Origin of the sequence: Clostridium arbusti SL206 (genome assembly GCF_000246895.1) — a bacterium.
GTDB lineage: Bacteria > Bacillota > Clostridia > Clostridiales > Clostridiaceae > Clostridium_I > Clostridium_I arbusti.
In genome coordinates this window covers 24,461-41,116 of the sequence record NZ_BAEV01000004.1, presented here as the reverse complement: position 1 = coordinate 41,116, position 16,656 = coordinate 24,461, and the positions used below count along the sequence as shown (strand labels likewise).

The following is a 16,656-nucleotide window of genomic DNA, read 5'->3' as shown; positions in this document are numbered from 1 at the left end:
AACATATTAATATATTTTTCATACGTTATTATCATCTTTATTTGTAAAATCTTGTGATATGGAATCTAAATTATCCCTTAAAATTAAGTCTTTAAAATCAAATTTCTTAATGGTACCCATTGGAAATATATACTTAAATCCACAACTCTTTAATGAAGCTAATTCAGATATCATTAGTATAATTCCTACAAAATAACCTGGTAATCCAACTACCCCAGAAAATATTATTAATAATATAGACCAAAATATTGTTGATTTATATATTTTAGGCGTTAAAATTGAAGATATTGATGATAACGCTACAATAATTATTGTAGTTTCAGATGCAAAGCCAGCACTTACAGCAGCGTTTCCTAGAATTAAAGCACCAACAATACTCATCGCAGGGCCCACAGGCTGAGGCAATCTTATGCCTGCTTCCCTTAATATTTGGAAAAAGAATATCATCATAATTACTTCTACTATCATAGGAAATGGCACACCAGCTCTGGATATAGCAAGTCTAAAAACAAATAGAGATGGTATAAGTGAGTAGTGATGAGTAGTTAATGCAATATATAACCCTGGTAAAAGTACTGCGATTCCAAATGCTAGGCATCTTAGAATTCTTAAAGAATTAGACATATATTTATTTAAATAGTAATCATCTGGCATTTGAAAATTTTCATAAAAGAAATGTGGTGCAGTAATAACAAAAGGAGTTCCATCTACTATAATAGCTACTCTTCCTTCAAATAACATAGAAGTTACTATATCTGGCTTTTCAGTGTAACCTATAGTATCATAAAAAGTCCTCTTTTCCTTTAGCCTTTCTTCTATATAGTTTGTATCTAATAAAAAATCCACATCCATATTCTTTAATTCTTTTCTTATTTCACATACTAATTTATCACTTGCTACACCTTTAATATATGAGAGCACTACTACTGTATCAGATTTTTTCCCTATATACATACTTTCAAATTTCAAATCTGAATTTTTAGCTTTTCTTCTTATAAGTGAAATATTATCTACAAAAGCTTCTGTAAAACCTTCTCTTGGACCCTTTATAACACTTTCTGTAATCGGTATATCTACTGATCTTCTATTCCAACTTTTTGCTTCACAAAAAATTAATCCTTCATAAAAATTTGAAATTATAACTACATCTCCTGAAAGTATATGTAGAAGTACATCATGACTTGTATCTATATCCCCTAGCGAATTAGCAAATAAAATCTTCTTTTTCATATCTTCCGAAGTTTCAATATTGTCTTTTTCATTTATAATAGCTTCAATTATATAGTAACTTATAAATTTTGCATCTGATAGATTATCAATAAATATTATAGATATACAACCTTTTCTACAATTAATTTCTCTAAACTTTACATCTACATTATCTTTAAATTTTTCTTTTACAAATGTGATATAATCTTCATTCATAGTATCACCTACATTGTTTTCATCTGAGTATTTAGTAATTTTCAGAAAATATACAATAGTGCAACAAAAAAGCAAAGCTTTAATACTAGTATCTATTTTTCTAAATATTTTATGCAAAAAAGATAATGTTATAGATAAATTGAGAAGTAATAGTAGCATTTATGCCATGTACTGAAAAATAAATAGTGGATAAAATATAGCGAAATACACAATAAATGTTACTCTAATAAATTTTAAAGATTAGAGTGACATTTATTTTTATACTTGTACTGGGTTTGTGTTATTGTACATAATTATATATTAATGGAGTCAATTAACGGAGAATATACATATTAGGACATCCTTTATTTATTGGGGTTTGATTTAAGTGTATTATGGGTATCGCCCCATGGCCATCAAGCTAAGAAAAAAATATATAAAAGAATAGCCCCCATTAATAAAAAATAGTACAATAATAAAAATCTAGTTTTTATAAGGGGGGTTAAAAAATAACAAAAGAAAAATTAATGATGGAAAATGGAATTAAGCATTTATCAAAACAATTACTAGAATACTTTTCAAAGGAAGAAATTGAAAAGATAGCTAGAAAGGTTGGATTTGTGCAAAGAGAAGGTAAACTAAAAGCATGGCAATTTCTTTATTTATGCGCATTCTCACAGCTGGATGTATCAAAAGATACACTTGTAACAATGAGCGCTAATCTAAGTTCAAAGACAAAAAACAGCAGTAAGCAGCCAAGCAATAGATCAGCGTTTAAATGAAAAAGCAATAGAGTTCTTAAAAGAAATATTTACAAGACTTTTGAACAGTGTAACACTTACGAATTCAAATATACCTACCATATGGGATTCACATTTTAACAGAATAAGAATAGTTGATTCTACAGCATTTCAAGTTCCGGAAATATATAAGAGTGTATATCCAGGTTCAGGAGGGAGTTCACAGCCTTCCGGCTTAAAGATACAGCTTGAATATGAATTAAAATCAGGAAACTTTATGCACATAGACGTAGGTCCTGGCAGTGGAAATGACAATACCTTTGGAAGTAAAATAAAAGACACATTTAAGGCTGTTAATATTTCACATATCCAGTGTAAAACCAGTAAAAATTGAACGCTTCAAGTGTCAATTATACGGTAAACTTATTTTACTAGTTCTAAGCTCCATAGTGATGTTTAAAATGAGGTCTGAGCTGTTAAAAAAGAAGAAATTTGAAACAAGTGAAATTAAAACAGCCGAAATAGTAAATGAATATGTTGAAGAGATATATTTTAGCTTTATTACACCTTCAAATAATCTTAAAGTTTTAATAAGAATATATAACTGCATATGTAAAAGCGGGCGGAAATCTCACCGTAAGGACAAAAAAACCTTTTTTGACATTCTTGGAGTCTCCTACAACCATCAAGAAACAAGGTGTGAAACCGTGGCATAAAACAATTCTATTATACTATAATTAAAAGTTCGTGTCTTCAAAAAAATTAATGAATACAGGAGCTATTTTGGTATGCAAAAATTTATGTTAAAATAGCACTTATTCCAAAACTTGTAATAGCATAAATTTGTTTTACCTTGATCTCTTCTAATAATTGAATTAATAGGCTATTCTTCTTTCTTAGCTTGATGGCCATGGGGTCTCGCCAGTATTTTCGACAAAAACCACGTTAAGACAAAAAATGGATGAGAAGTTTAATTTTTATCTACTCTAAGAAATATAAATAATTGATTTCATAATGGTATAATATACTTAATAAATTAATTCGTCTTGGTAAAATAAGACGACAGTTGAAGAGTTGATTATGGTATTAACATATAATATAATTAATATCATAAAAATAAATATAACTATGTACGGTTGGACAAATTTTATAATTTGTTTTCAAGCAATTTTAGTTTCTGGGGTGGGAAGCTCAATTAGAGTATTTCCACCTTTTTATTTTTGTTAAATATTTTTACATCTAAAGGTAATTAACAGATGATTTTTTGTTTAAACTAAATTTTTAGGGCATAGTTAATAATGAAAAGGAGAGTAAATATGAAAAATAAAATTCGCAACAAAGTTTTTATCCCATTTTTATACTTTTTTAAGAGTGAGTCTGCTAGTGGTATAATACTTCTAATTTGTGCCATTATTGCAATAATAATGTCAAATTCTAGTTTTGCTACAACCTATGACCATATACTTCACACCTATATAACTATTGGATATAAACAAGTTTCTCTGTCCATGTCAGTTCTTCACTGGGTTAATGATGGACTAATGGCTATATTTTTCCTTGTAGTTGGTATGGAAATAAAGCGAGAGTTGGTAATTGGAGAACTCAAATCTGTAAAAAAAACTATATTACCTATCTCAGCTGCTATAGGAGGTATGATTGTACCAGCAATTATATATGCATTATTTAATTATAAAAAACCAACTATTACAGGATGGGGAATTCCCATGGCAACAGATATTGCATTTGCTTTAGGAATACTTTCTTTGGTGGCTAAAAAAGTTCCTAAAGGAATTGTAATCTTTCTTACAGCTTTAGCTATAGTTGATGATTTGGGAGCTATTATCGTAATTGCTATATTTTATACTAGTCAAATTTCCTGGGGTGCTTTTATTATGGGATTGATTACTTTTATTGCTCTTATATTAGCTAATAGATTTAAAGTTAAATTTACATCTGTCTTTATTATTGGAGGTATCATACTATGGTTTTTCTTCTTAAAGTCAGGTATACATGCAACAATTGCTGGTGTACTACTCGGAATGGTGTTACCTGTTGGAAAAAATAATGAATTCAAAACATCAATGTCACATAGGCTTGAGCGTATTTTAATACCATGGTCTGCTTTTGTAATTATGCCAATATTTGCTCTAGCAAATTCAGGTATAACTATTGATATTAATAGCTTTTCAACACTTATATTGTCACCTGTTAGTTTAGGAATTATATGTGGGCTTTTTATCGGAAAACAATTAGGTATATTTGGAATTTCATATATTTTAGTAAAATTAAAAATTGCTAAACTTCCCTCTCAAGTAACAAAGAAACACCTATATGGTGCAAGTGTTCTTGGTGGTATTGGATTTACAATGTCATTGTTTGTTTCATCTTTAGCATTTTCAGATAAAACTCTGTTATCTTCGGCAAAAATAAGCATTATGGTTTCTGCAATATTATCTGCAATATTAGGTACAATAATTTTTAAACTAAAACCTGAAACTGAAAAATAACTATATTAAGTCATTATATATGAATTTAATTTTATATTAACATAGTTCATAATCTTCTAAAATTGTTCATCAACTAAAAAAGGCAGCAATGCCTTTTTCCTTTATACTTAGCACATACGATAAACGGATTATTATGGTAACTACTTTGCAGTACACGGTAGCTACCCTGTCACTACCCCCTGAAGGTTGAGAGCATCCACCCGAGCCTGGATAAGTATTTTTATAGCTTTCTGGTACTTGAAAAACAGTAGAATCAAGTATTCTTATTCGTTTGAAATGTTCATTCCATATACTTGGTACACAAGTATTATTTGTTATTGTTTGACGTAATAGTTTCTCAAAAATCCTCTTTAAAAACTCCACGCATCTTTCATTTAAACGTTGGTCTAATGCCTGATTGGAAATAACTACGCCTATTTTTGCACTAAGCTTTGTACATAGGGTAACAAGAGTATTATTTGCAACTTCAACATCCATAAAACAGCATAAACAAACGAATTCACTGGCTTTAATTTTACCCTTTCTTTTCACAAAACCTGTTTCTTTCGCTATTTCTTCAATCTCATCTTTTGAAAAACACCTTTTAAGTTCATCTGCAAAAAGCTTTATATCTTCATCCAATCTTAATTCTTTTTCTTCTATCATTTATTGGTTCCCCCATCAGTGTTTTTTATTACCTTTCAAATGATAACATTTTTACAAATAGAGGGTTCTAGTTTTATAAAATCCTTTTAGTTTGATGGCTATGTGTCATTACCCTTTATAAGCAATATTACAAAACTGAATTAAAATAAAAATATATCCAGTATTGTGCTATAATGATAAAATATGTGTTAATTGTTGTTAGATAATAAAAATTGTAAAATTTATAAAGTTCAGTTTCATAAAGGGGGAAAGCAGCCTTGCCAAAATCAAGATTAACATTTCAGCATACTGGAAAAAGATATTTATCAATACCAAATTCGTTTAAAAAGTAAGTGATTTTTCTAAATGACGTATTGATAAATTTTTGAATTTTAAGGAGTGATTTTATGAGAATTTTTGAAGTACTGATAATTATTGCATTAGTTGCTTCCATTATCAATTTTGTTTTTATAAAGTATAAAAAATTAAGGATTACATTACCTATATTAGCTATTGTAGCATGCATATTAAGCTTGATTTTTGAGGGATATAGACTGCAAATGGTTCCAGCATATTGTTTATCTATAGTTTTACTTGTTATAGGTATTATTAATATATATTCAGGAATTTATAAAGTGAAAAAGGTATTTAAAATTGTAGGCATAACTTTTCTTATGATGTCATTAATAATATCAATTGCATTTCCAATGCTGTTTCCTGTTATAAATCTTCCTAAGCCAGATGGGGAATATTCCGTAGGAACAAGGATTATGGCTTTTACTGACAAATCAAGAAAGGGTATTTTTACAAACGCTGATACGCCTAGGGAACTTGCAGTACAAGTTTGGTATCCGGCCAATGTAGTAAAAGACAAAAAAGTTCAACCTTACATTTCAGACAGCAAGGTTAGCGCATATATATGCAAAATTCCAGGATATCCCAATATATTGAATCAGCTTGAATTAGATAAAACAAACAGTTTTCTTAATACAGGGATTTCGGATAAAGAACAAAAGTATCCAGTAATAGTATTTTCACACGGATATGAACTATTTAGTGGACAAAACACAGTACAAATGGAGGAATTGGCTAGTCATGGATATGTAGTATTTAGCATATCACATACCTATGAAGCTTCTTCTAGTACATTTCCACAAGGGAAAATTGTACCTTTCAGTGCTAAACAAATAAAAATATTTAATGATGACTCTAACAATGTAGCAAAACAATTTAAAGGAGATAAAACAAGTACTGAATTTGAGAAATATATGATACAAAATTCTAAAGTAGCAGAAAAGAGTGTACATATATGGAGTGATGATACTAGTTTTGTTTCTGATGAGATAGAAAAGCTTAATAGTGGAGAAATTAAGAGCATATTCAAGGATAAATTGGATATGTCAAATTTAGGACTATTCGGGCACTCATTCGGTGGTGCTACAGCAGGACAAGCAAGCCTTACAGATAGTAGATTCAAAGCATTTATTAATATGGATGGCACTCCATTTGGTGATACTGCAAATAATAAAGTTAAGCAGCCTTTTATGATTTTAACTGAGGGAAATAGTAAAAACTATCTAGCCTCAGGATACTCTAAAAATCAAAAAAACTATCTTATTATATCGATAAATGGAGCAAAACATATTGATTTTACAGATTACACTGTTACTGTACCAGCATTAAAATTACTCTCAATAGGGGTAATACCAGCAGCTCTGTAACCAGGGGCAAAGTAGTTAAGCTTCAGAGTATATGGTTCTGAAGCTTAGCTATTTTATGCTTGTCGCGCAATGTTGTATGTGTCTATTGGAATTCTTACATTCATATCTAGATCAAAATTTCCATATGGATTTACATGATTATATATTAATGGAGTTAAAGCTCTGAAATCTTCAGGTGTCATCATATCGTACCATTTCTTTTCAGATAATACTTGCTGTATCATTAATGTATTTACATATACCAAGCAATTTTGTAAGAGATGAAGACTTAATACTGAAAGTTCCTGATCTTCAATTCTATTCGTTGATATTTCACCACTTTTACCATAGAAAATAAATGAATTAGCTGAGTTCCAATTTTCAACTACATTAAGCCCTTCATGTATCTCTATTCTTAGAGCTTCTGAATTTAAGTATTCACAAAGAAATATGGTCTTTATAGCTTTTCCTAATTCGGCAAGGGCAAGATATGTAGGATGTTTCAAATTGTTTCTAGTAAATCTTTTTAATATAGATTCTGTTTCAGCTGTACCTAGTCTTAATGCAGTTGCATATTTTATCATTTGGTCATACTGTTGCCTTATAAGTTCCCAATTTATAGGCCTTGTTAGTACTGGCTGCAAGTTAGGATATGCTTCACTCATTCCAGGATCCGGTCTATATAATTTTTGTGAATGAATTGCTTTAATTCTAGGCATTAGATTAAATCCTAATAGGTGGCAGAAAGCAAAAGCAACTTCACTTTGGCCATGAGAATCCACAAAGTTTTTTTCTATTTCCATATCTGTGCAATGCTTTAATAAACCTTCTATCATTGCCGATACCTCAGAAGATGAACATTGCTTTAACTGTGAGTATATGCAGGTAGAATTTTTTTCGACATGCCAATATATCATCACACCGCGTCCACGATATCTAATATGCCATTCCGTCATTAAATTTTGATCCCATGCTCCAAACTTTTTACTATCTGAAGCACAGGTTGTTGTACCTTCACCCCAGATATCTTCTACTCTACTTTTAAGTATTGCATTAACTACTGATGATATTGCATTATGTAGATTATCTTTATTTATAAACTTTCTTTTTATATAAAGTAAATCTTTATAACTTTCTCCATGATTTCCTGCTGAAATACGCTTTAACCCTGTATTTGTGCCTAATCCATATAAAGCTAAAATAAGACGTTTTTGAATTATAGATCTATCTAATTTTTCGTATGCAGCTACTGTTTTAAAATTATCAGTAAAGTTTATTCTTAGATCTGCTTCTTTAAGTACATCAAGTAAATTAGTCATGGGCCAGTGTCTCATAATTTCAGCTTTTATTTTTGGCAAGTTCAAAGGTTCATTTTGTGGTTCACTAGGAGATAAAGTAATCCAACCTTTGTTATTTTTATTGGATATACGTACTTTAGGATTTTTAGGCATACCAACATCCAATCTATTTAACGCATTATACATGGATTGTTTAATACTATTTATAAATTCTTCTGAATTCAATGGCTGTTTTAGGGCTTTATAATTTTCTTCTCTACGTTCTTCAAAGTCAGTTGGTAAGTCATCATCGGGATTTCTATATCTATTTGCACCAACTACCCATATTTCTTTACAACGTAATTTATCTCTTAAAGCCTGTAAAGTAACAATTTCATAGTTTATTCTATTTATGCGTTCATGGCCATTATCATCAGTTTCTATAACCGCATCTCTCATAGATGTACGAATAACACCATCAATTGGTATAAATTCATTATCAGTAAAATAATGAGTACCTATATTATAATATTTTTTGATAATATCCAAAGCTTTTATAATCGGTTGATGTATTTGATTATTTGAACAAAATTGTAAAACATTAAGTATTTCTGGAACCATTCTCCTATAATGATTACTATATGATGATCTCATAATGGTATATACTTTTTGTCTATATGCAGAACCAGTATTTTTAAGCTCTTTTATTAAGTCTTTTAATGTAGTCTCACTTACAATTGGAAATAATACTTTCTTTATTATACCGTCTGGATTGTTTACAGCTGCATCTGCCATTTGAAATAAAATATTTGATTTCCCGTTGATACGTCTAAAATCATTTAAAATTTCTTTATCTACTTTTCTTTCAGCTCTGACACCTATCCTATGAATAATTTGTATTAGAAGTTCAATAAGATTATCTGTAATTTCTCTGCTTCTAAGCCAAAAGAAGGATGATAATAAAGTGTAGCGAAGTGGTTTTGAATGCCTGCGAAGTTCTCGTAAATCTTCTGAAACAGCTCTTAATTTGTATTTTTCAAGTATTTTTTGAGGAATATTATTAAAAAGATTCTCTGGAAGATTAATTTGTTGAATTGTTTTGAGTTTAGTAATTTCTTTAAAAACACTTTCTAATCCAATACGCCCTGGATCAGCTCTTAAATCACTAAAAGAAATATTATCTGAACTGCCGTAATCTACTTCATTTTCCTCATAAGTAGTTAAATCATTAATAAGTGTATCCATTTTTGCTAGAGCTTCGTTAGGGAGTTTTTGAAAAGTATCCTGAAAAAATTTATCTTCATAATTATGTATAACTGCGTTAGTTAATCTATCCATTTGGTCTGGTGTTGGAGGTTCAATCTGCAATTTACGGAAGTGTTTATATGCTTCTACTTTTAAATGATTAATATCTAAATCATAATATAATACATTGGTATAAAGCCATTCTGAAACATTTTTAATATCTTCTAATGTGGCTTCACGAAATCTAAAATATTCTCTTATCTGTGCTCTATGATATTTTATATTCCTGCCATTCCAATCATAAGTATCAAAAGTACTTGCTTCAATATCTAATTGTTTAGAAATATAGAATATTACATCCTTTGGTATTTCAGTTTTATATCTTGGAAACCTAGCTTCATATTGAAAAAATTTAAATAAAATAGCAAAGCCTAATCTACTTGAACTACTTTTATTACCTAATTGTTCTAGTTCATTTGGCATAATAGTAAAATAATCTATAAGTTCATCAAGTTCCCAATATTTTTTCAAAATAATTCCTCCTTTTCAGTTTTATAATTTTAATTATATCATGCTGATTGAATTTTGCGAATATTACACAACAGAGTTTTGTAACATTCAGAATGGCTTAACAGTGGGAATTATAAGATATTATATAAATACAACGCTATTGAATGTTACATAATTATGAAATATAATAGTAATATGTAACATTATATTTTAAATAAATCTATAGATCATAATTTGAGGAGAAATAAAAATGAACTCAGTAGAACCAATAAGAGATATTAAAACAATTAAAAATATGAGAGCTATTTTAAAGAGTCAATCAACTAGAAATGAATTACTTTTCATACTCGGTATCAATGTAGGTTTAAGGATCAGTGACATATTAACATTGAAGCTTTCAGATTTATTAAAACCTAATATGAAAATTGTAAAAGATTATGTAACAATTACTGAAAAGAAAACCGGCAAAACAAAAAAATTTTATATTGGAGATATAGTTGTAAAATTAATACATACCTATCTAAAAGAATATCCTGAATCGGACCTAAATTGTTATGTATTTAGAAGTCGCAAAGGTGCTAATTCACATATAACTAGGCAGCAGGCATACAGAATATTAAATAACGCAGCTGAATCCATAGGCCTTATTGAAAGAGATGAAAATACTAATATAATAATATCAGGAGAAATTGGAACACATACTTTGCGAAAGACCTTTGGTTATCATGCATATCAAAATGGTACATCTTTAGAATTGCTTATGGATATATTTAATCATTCTTCAAAATCACAAACTTTAAGATATATTGGAATCACAGAAGAACAGAAAAAAGAAGTTTATTTACAATCTAATTTAGGGTAATTAATATATATTTTTAATTATGGTAAAAATTTAGTAGGTTATTTTATAACCTACTAAATTTTTGCATCTTGACGGAAAGTAAACTTGACACGAGATGTGTTATATGCTATTTTATTAACGGAAAGCATACTTTCCATTAATAAAGAAAGGAGTATAATTGTGAAAAATAGATTGGAGGAAATACGAAAACAACGAGGAATAAAGCAAGAAGAATTGGCCACAGCATTGGAAGTATCTAGGCAAACAATAGGCTCTTTGGAAAACGGACGGTATAATCCATCAATTATTTTGGCTTTCAAAATTTCACGATATTTTAGTATGTTAATTGAAGAAATTTTTATATATGAGGAGGAATAACAGAATGAAAAATAATAATCAAATTAGGAATTATATATTAGTTGGACTTAGTTCAAGTATTATGATGCTATGTTTGATTCTCATTAAAATCTATGGAAATAATTTAAAGTTAATTATCCCTCTTGTTATTGCATTAATGATTTTTGGAAATTCTACGAATAATATTTTAAAGTTATTTGTATTAAAAGATGGCATAGAAGAAAAGAAACAAATGAAAATAGAACAAAATGATGAAAGAAATACTCTTATTAGAGATAAGGCAGGTGCTAAAACAAATTATATTATGCTTTTAATAAATACTGCAATTACTTTTACTTTGGCATTTAAAGATGTTAATATTTGGATTATATGTTTATTTGGAAGCTTAATATTTATTCAAGGTATGATATCTATATTTACTCAAATTTATTATAGTAAAAAGTATTAGTACTTAAAATTGCTTCATATTCTTATATTGTTTATTAATTAAAAAGGCAGTACTGCCTTTTTTTATTTCTACCTTGCCCCTGGTTACAGAGCTGCTGGTATTACCCCAATACAAATGAACCATTTCATGAAGCAGCGTGGAACAGATTTCCTGAACATTTCTAAATAAATACTCACTGCATATAGTAATTTCATAGTAAAATTCATTTTTTGTGCTGTCCTTCCATACTTTATTGCAAGTACACCAGCCCATTGTGCTACTGTCCTTACCATTGGTCTGTACTGCTATCACTGGCTTTTGAATTTCATTATTATAATAATGTTTGTTAAATACATCAAACAATCTATTAAGTTCTGAAGTAATGTTTTCAAGCTGTGTCATACAATCTTGCCCCTTTCAATATTTTTGAAAGTTAACTTTCAAAAATATATTTAAAATAAATGGTTTTGCTAATATCTTTAACAAAACCATTGTTTTTTCCGTTAAATCATTCTTCCATTTGATAAAATCTATACTTATTACAAAAATATTTGATGCTTTATTCCTTAAATTTTTGTATTCTTGTAAATTTATAACAAAGTTATATAGGTATATACATAATACTATTATGTAACAAAAAATATCGCAAATTCATTCCTGAAATATCAATGGATCATAGTTACAATACTTATATATGACTGACAAATTGGAATTTGTTGTTCTGTTCAACTACCGATGAACAGAAATTATTTTAGTTAATCCTAGTAGCCTAATCTATTGCTTTTAGTCAGTATTAGTTATGGAATATATATCTCACATATTTCACTATTCATCGCAATTTGAACCCATTCCATTTTTTGAAATTTATTCATTATTTCTATTCCCCAAGAAGTACCAACAGAATCAATTTCTTTTTGAATATTGTCTTCTGTAAGTTCATCTGCTGAAAGGTGCTTATTGTGTTGATGTACCCAACCATTCCATTCTTCACTAGTAATTAGACGTGATTTTCTATCTTCGAAAGATAAAGTATTGGGAATTTTCTTATTTAACCGATATTTTGCCAGTTCCCAAATACCTATTACCCTTTGGCCTCCTTCAGAAGCTTTTTTTAATTGAGTTATAAATGCAGGCTCATTCAATTCTGGTTGTTTGCTCCAATAATCATCTAATGCCTGTTGCTCATGTCGCTGCATTTCTTCAATTCGCTGATAATCAGTATCTTTGTACCTAACAACATATGGACTCTCGCAAATAGTCGGGTTATTTCCATACCACAGCTGATTTGCTTCAGGAGATTTTACTGTAAAAATTGCCGAACCCATGCTGTAATCAAGTTTTGATATATCGTTATACTTAATTATCCATGAATCATTACGGTAGTAGATATTAAGCAAAAAGAGCGCAGCTAAAGCTTGGATTAAAGCTTTGACATTTCCTTTTTGTAAAGAAGAGTATCTATCGTGCTTTACTGCTTGATAGGCTCTTTCCCAATACGTTCCTTGTCTTTTATGAGCTTCTCTTAAAGGTTTTAAAATACTGTTTTCATTTTTAGTAAAATTAAAAAAGGGAGCAACAACCATTACAAGTTTGTTATGTGTCTTCCATTTAACATCAATCAATTTCAGACAATCTTCATCGAAAAAGATACTATTATCTCCTCTTGCTTTAGTGCCACCATTATCAAAATATAATTCTTTCGATATAGCTTCGATTTGAACACAACAGCGCACCAATAAATCTGCAATATGAGGTGAAAAAGTTTCAAGCTGTGTTTTACAAAATTGAGCAACTATGCCGCCACTACCATTTACCAACACTTCATCAGTGAAGAAAATGTATTTTGATACTTCAATTACTTCTTTTTCAAGGTTTAAATATGTTTGCCAAAAAATATCTGACTTTTTCATTGTTCAACTCCCCTTCTGAGACAAAAACAAATTCTGATTTGTCGTTATCTCAATTATCACGACAAATTACTATTTATATTAATCAACCCAAAACTGGCATTTATTTGTTAATTCACTATTACAATAATACCTTATTTGCTTCATTAATGCTATTTTTAAATGCTTTCAATCCTTGCTCTTTTATTTGAACACACATATTATCTAAAGGAGTAGGAGTTGTATCACGATATATAGATTTCTTATTAATATTTAATATTAAAAGATATTCTTTTATTTCTCTAACTGCTTTAGGATTTATTTTTATTGCATCTACAAATTTCTGATCTCCTATAACTATATCATTCCATGAATAACTTAACGGACCTACTGCTTGATGAAAAGTGAATTTACCAGATTGTCTACATATCCTGTGTGAGAAATCATTTTTGCTAAATATAGCTATTGGTACATGACCTAGAGAAATATTTAAATTATCACACCATTTGTTAAAATGATTATTTAGATTATCAATGCATACTGGTTCTACAATAGGACTTTTATCACTATGACTAATAAATGCGTTTGCATTACAGAAACCTGGTTTAAAAATATATATTACTGGAAATTCTACATCATTATAACTGTACTCATCTAAGGCAAAGAAAAGAGCCACTAATGGATCTGTAGTCCAATCTAAAATAGGAGTCAATAATCCATAATGTTGAGCTATAAACATTATTTGAAAATCATTTAATTTGGAAATATCAAATAAATCTTTATCAATTACTTCTTTTTTTAATTTATAAAATTCATCTTTGAAATTAACAAAATCATATCTTAACTCTGTTATTTCGTTGCCAACGCCCTTAATTCTTTTTGCATCTCTATATAAATTTGGCTTTAATTCCCACACATTAGTTCTATGACCTCTGTACCAAAGTTCTACTTTGTTTTTTTCACTGTAATTTTTAATAAAGCTTAAATATTCTGCAAAACTGTTTATTTCAGTTAAACAATTTTCTTCATAAAGCAAGTTCCCTTCCCCCTCTACTTTTTATAAGTTAATTTATAAATTACTATTTATATAAATAAATCTTAAATTCACACTATTGCCTAAGCAAAATTTATATATTAAACCAACTATTCTTTTAAAGTTTTAAAATTATAATTTTACATATAATTGTATTATCCTTAATAATTTATATAAAAAAGCACGAAAATCCTAGATGCTACTCTCAAATTTCATTTACATTTTGAAAGTTAAATTACTATTTAGCTTTCAATCAATTATATCAAAATCTGCAAATTATGATTTAACTTTATTATAAAGATAAATCAAGATTGTTTTTAAAATTAAAGGGTTTGATTAAACCTTGTTCTAAATCATATTTTATAAATTTAGCTTCTGTAATTAATTTTCAACTTGAAAAATTGTATAATAAACATTTTCTTTAGAACCTAAATTAATCCATTTACATGTAGTATTATTAATTAAAGATACACCTTTATCAATCTTGATATTACCTAATTTATCAGGGTGTATTTTACCATTTTTATCATATTTGTATAATAAATCATCAGCATATACAAAGTAATCTAATTTACCTTTATTAGAGTTTTCAAGTTTTACAATATCACCAATGTTTATAATATTATTTTTATAATCTATTAAACTCATAACCTTACCTCCAATAAAACGTACTACAAAATATTTCAGCTGCAGCAAAAATCTGTCCATGTACTTTAAAATTTTGTATTACAATCTTTAATTAAGCTTTCAATGGTTTTTTCTGCAATATTAACCTTTTCAGATATGCTAGAGAATTTATTTAAATACATTCTAATTTCATCTAATTGTTTTTTCTTCATCTTGATTTTTTTATCCAGTTCATTTAAATATGCTTCTCTTTCATCTTTCTTTTCCTGATAATCTAAAACAATAAATTCAAATTTATCAGCGAAAGTTTTTCCTTGTATGTTATCTACTATGTCACCTACTCTTTTGCTAAATCTTAATGAAGTAGAATTTATTCTAGGTTCTGTATTCACGAAAATATCCTCCTTTCAGTGTAATACATTTTTTCCGGCAATTTAAAATACCTGGATTAAAAACGTATTACATTTCCTTATAATCGGCTTCTCTTTCAAAACCTCCATTAATCAATTTTTCCTTTAGCTCTTTATATTTTAATTCATTTTCTTTTTCCATTTTATCTATGCCCTTTTTGGAAAGGTACTCTTTAACGTCATTCTCCCTAAAGAAAACTGTACCCTTTCTTTTTTCAAATTTAATGTTCCCAGCTTTCATTTCTTGTGATATAAACGCTCTTGAATAGCCTGTTATTTCACATAAATCACTTGTAAAATATATTTCATTCCCTGCTTGAAATTTAGCCTTTATTATAGCCCTACCAACTGCTGTTTGTAGAAATTCCCATGAAACTAATGTTTCCATAACTGTATTATTGCTTAAGCTTTTTACTATTTTATCAGCTAAAAATTCAACATCACTATTAATATTAATTCCTGATACTGCTAAATAAAGCAGTTCAAAATCTTCTCTAGTTACATTTTTATTTTTTTTAATTAATTCCTCTACCTCTTGAAAATATCTATCTTTATTCATTTTTTGTTCTCCTTTCAATGCTTTAATACCATTCTTCTCCGTTTTTTTCTACGTGGAGCCATGTAGGTTCTCCATTAATTTCATACTCAAACCTTAAATAAGTATGAGTTTCATTTTCTATAATTTTAAGGTGTTTATATTCTTTATCGTTCCATGTGTGTAATATGCTTTTTAGTCCACTTCTATCAATAGTTTTGATAGTTCCACCCAAAGGTATAAAATAATCATCTTCTATGTTCTCTTTGCCTAAATGGCTTATATCTTCTACAAAGTAAATACCTTTTGGAACTAAAGTCGCTCTAGGTCCTAATCCCCAGGCATTAAAAATATTAACTATGAATTTTTTGTAGATATCTCTGTTTAAGTCATCAAGTCTGTTGTACCCATCAACCACTTTAAAATCTACTCCATGGACTTTTAATATATCCTCGGTACTATTTAACTTATAATCTGTTAAACTATTGATTTTATATATATTTTCTATTTGTTCTCTTTCCATATAAAACACC

At 28.7% G+C, this 16,656-nt stretch carries 17 protein-coding genes and 1 other annotated feature; of the genes, 7 read left to right on the top strand and 10 right to left on the bottom strand.

What is annotated here, in order from left to right; translation table 11 throughout:
- Positions 1-18: 18 nt before the first annotated feature.
- On the bottom strand, positions 19-1,425 hold the full coding sequence (locus RH99_RS01605) for a spore germination protein (RefSeq protein ID WP_010233440.1): 1,407 nt from the start codon (positions 1,423-1,425) through the stop codon (positions 19-21).
- Between the two features lie 509 nt (positions 1,426-1,934).
- On the opposite strand from RH99_RS01605, the gene RH99_RS19555 reads away from it, so the two are divergent.
- The 3 genes from RH99_RS19555 (at position 1,935) to nhaA (ending at position 4,651) form a co-directional block, all read left to right on the top strand.
- Positions 1,935-2,186 (top strand): hypothetical protein, encoded by a 252-nt coding sequence (locus tag RH99_RS19555; RefSeq protein ID WP_010233439.1) that lies wholly within the window; start codon positions 1,935-1,937, stop codon positions 2,184-2,186.
- 40 nt (positions 2,187-2,226) lie between these two features.
- A complete protein-coding gene (locus RH99_RS19550; protein WP_010233438.1) occupies positions 2,227-2,538 on the top strand; it encodes a transposase in 312 nt (103 codons plus the stop codon).
- A 740-nt stretch (positions 2,539-3,278) separates the two neighbouring features.
- Positions 3,279-3,336, top strand: a sequence feature (sodium ion sensor (DUF1646 type); this cis-regulatory element may regulate processes involved in with the transportation of sodium ions).
- 124 nt (positions 3,337-3,460) lie between these two features.
- Complete coding sequence (gene nhaA, locus RH99_RS01590) at positions 3,461-4,651, top strand: Na+/H+ antiporter NhaA (protein WP_010233437.1); 1,191 nt, start codon at positions 3,461-3,463, stop codon at positions 4,649-4,651.
- 69 nt (positions 4,652-4,720) lie between these two features.
- Here nhaA and RH99_RS01585 read toward each other — a convergent pair whose 3' ends face one another.
- Positions 4,721-5,296 (bottom strand): hypothetical protein, encoded by a 576-nt coding sequence (locus RH99_RS01585; RefSeq protein WP_010233436.1) that lies wholly within the window; start codon positions 5,294-5,296, stop codon positions 4,721-4,723.
- A gap of 386 nt (positions 5,297-5,682) precedes the next feature.
- On the opposite strand from RH99_RS01585, the gene RH99_RS01580 reads away from it, so the two are divergent.
- On the top strand, positions 5,683-6,996 hold the full coding sequence (locus tag RH99_RS01580) for an alpha/beta hydrolase (RefSeq protein WP_010233435.1): 1,314 nt from the start codon (positions 5,683-5,685) through the stop codon (positions 6,994-6,996).
- A 53-nt stretch (positions 6,997-7,049) separates the two neighbouring features.
- Here RH99_RS01580 and RH99_RS01575 read toward each other — a convergent pair whose 3' ends face one another.
- Positions 7,050-10,028: a Tn3 family transposase gene (locus RH99_RS01575; RefSeq protein WP_010233434.1), complete on the bottom strand. Its 2,979-nt coding sequence runs from the start codon at positions 10,026-10,028 to the stop codon at positions 7,050-7,052.
- Positions 10,029-10,257: 229 nt separating this feature from the next.
- Here RH99_RS01575 and RH99_RS01570 point away from each other — a divergent pair, with 229 nt between their 5' ends.
- The 3 genes from RH99_RS01570 to RH99_RS01560 all read left to right on the top strand — a co-directional run bounded on the left by RH99_RS01570 (position 10,258) and on the right by RH99_RS01560 (position 11,653).
- On the top strand, positions 10,258-10,869 hold the full coding sequence (locus tag RH99_RS01570; RefSeq protein WP_010233433.1) for a tyrosine-type recombinase/integrase: 612 nt from the start codon (positions 10,258-10,260) through the stop codon (positions 10,867-10,869).
- 159 nt (positions 10,870-11,028) lie between these two features.
- Positions 11,029-11,226 (top strand): helix-turn-helix transcriptional regulator, encoded by a 198-nt coding sequence (locus tag RH99_RS01565; RefSeq protein ID WP_010233432.1) that lies wholly within the window; start codon positions 11,029-11,031, stop codon positions 11,224-11,226.
- A gap of 4 nt (positions 11,227-11,230) precedes the next feature.
- On the top strand, positions 11,231-11,653 hold the full coding sequence (locus RH99_RS01560; protein WP_010233431.1) for a hypothetical protein: 423 nt from the start codon (positions 11,231-11,233) through the stop codon (positions 11,651-11,653).
- Between the two features lie 3 nt (positions 11,654-11,656).
- Here the strand turns inward: RH99_RS01560 and RH99_RS01555 are convergent, their stop codons facing one another.
- The 7 genes from RH99_RS01555 to RH99_RS01525 form a co-directional block, all read right to left on the bottom strand.
- On the bottom strand, positions 11,657-12,034 hold the full coding sequence (locus tag RH99_RS01555) for a SprT-like domain-containing protein (protein ID WP_010233430.1): 378 nt from the start codon (positions 12,032-12,034) through the stop codon (positions 11,657-11,659).
- Between the two features lie 395 nt (positions 12,035-12,429).
- Positions 12,430-13,542 (bottom strand): hypothetical protein, encoded by a 1,113-nt coding sequence (locus RH99_RS01550; RefSeq protein ID WP_010233429.1) that lies wholly within the window; start codon positions 13,540-13,542, stop codon positions 12,430-12,432.
- 118 nt (positions 13,543-13,660) lie between these two features.
- Positions 13,661-14,554 carry an FRG domain-containing protein gene (locus RH99_RS01545; protein ID WP_010233428.1) on the bottom strand — a complete coding sequence of 298 codons (894 nt, stop codon included), beginning with the start codon at positions 14,552-14,554 and terminating at the stop codon, positions 13,661-13,663.
- A gap of 378 nt (positions 14,555-14,932) precedes the next feature.
- On the bottom strand, positions 14,933-15,199 hold the full coding sequence (locus RH99_RS01540) for a hypothetical protein (RefSeq protein ID WP_010233427.1): 267 nt from the start codon (positions 15,197-15,199) through the stop codon (positions 14,933-14,935).
- 65 nt (positions 15,200-15,264) lie between these two features.
- Positions 15,265-15,570: a hypothetical protein gene (locus RH99_RS01535; RefSeq protein WP_010233426.1), complete on the bottom strand. Its 306-nt coding sequence runs from the start codon at positions 15,568-15,570 to the stop codon at positions 15,265-15,267.
- A 67-nt stretch (positions 15,571-15,637) separates the two neighbouring features.
- A complete protein-coding gene (locus RH99_RS01530) occupies positions 15,638-16,147 on the bottom strand; it encodes a helix-turn-helix domain-containing protein (RefSeq protein WP_010233425.1) in 510 nt (169 codons plus the stop codon).
- A 22-nt stretch (positions 16,148-16,169) separates the two neighbouring features.
- Complete coding sequence (locus RH99_RS01525) at positions 16,170-16,646, bottom strand: hypothetical protein (RefSeq protein ID WP_010233424.1); 477 nt, start codon at positions 16,644-16,646, stop codon at positions 16,170-16,172.
- Positions 16,647-16,656 lie beyond the last annotated feature (10 nt).

Excerpts from the sequence above, each read along its gene's own strand:
- RH99_RS01605 (WP_010233440.1), bottom strand. The coding sequence starts at position 1,425 with ATGAATGAAGATTATATCACATTTGTAAAAGAAAAATTTAAAGATAAT.
- RH99_RS19555 (WP_010233439.1), top strand. The coding sequence starts at position 1,935 with ATGGAAAATGGAATTAAGCATTTATCAAAACAATTACTAGAATACTTT.
- nhaA (WP_010233437.1), top strand. The coding sequence starts at position 3,461 with ATGAAAAATAAAATTCGCAACAAAGTTTTTATCCCATTTTTATACTTT.
- RH99_RS01585 (WP_010233436.1), bottom strand. The coding sequence starts at position 5,296 with ATGATAGAAGAAAAAGAATTAAGATTGGATGAAGATATAAAGCTTTTT.
- RH99_RS01580 (WP_010233435.1), top strand. The coding sequence starts at position 5,683 with ATGAGAATTTTTGAAGTACTGATAATTATTGCATTAGTTGCTTCCATT.
- RH99_RS01570 (WP_010233433.1), top strand. The coding sequence starts at position 10,258 with ATGAACTCAGTAGAACCAATAAGAGATATTAAAACAATTAAAAATATG.
- RH99_RS01560 (WP_010233431.1), top strand. The coding sequence starts at position 11,231 with ATGAAAAATAATAATCAAATTAGGAATTATATATTAGTTGGACTTAGT.
- RH99_RS01555 (WP_010233430.1), bottom strand. The coding sequence starts at position 12,034 with ATGACACAGCTTGAAAACATTACTTCAGAACTTAATAGATTGTTTGAT.
- RH99_RS01550 (WP_010233429.1), bottom strand. The coding sequence starts at position 13,542 with ATGAAAAAGTCAGATATTTTTTGGCAAACATATTTAAACCTTGAAAAA.
- RH99_RS01540 (WP_010233427.1), bottom strand. The coding sequence starts at position 15,199 with ATGAGTTTAATAGATTATAAAAATAATATTATAAACATTGGTGATATT.
- RH99_RS01530 (WP_010233425.1), bottom strand. The coding sequence starts at position 16,147 with ATGAATAAAGATAGATATTTTCAAGAGGTAGAGGAATTAATTAAAAAA.
- RH99_RS01525 (WP_010233424.1), bottom strand. The coding sequence starts at position 16,646 with ATGGAAAGAGAACAAATAGAAAATATATATAAAATCAATAGTTTAACA.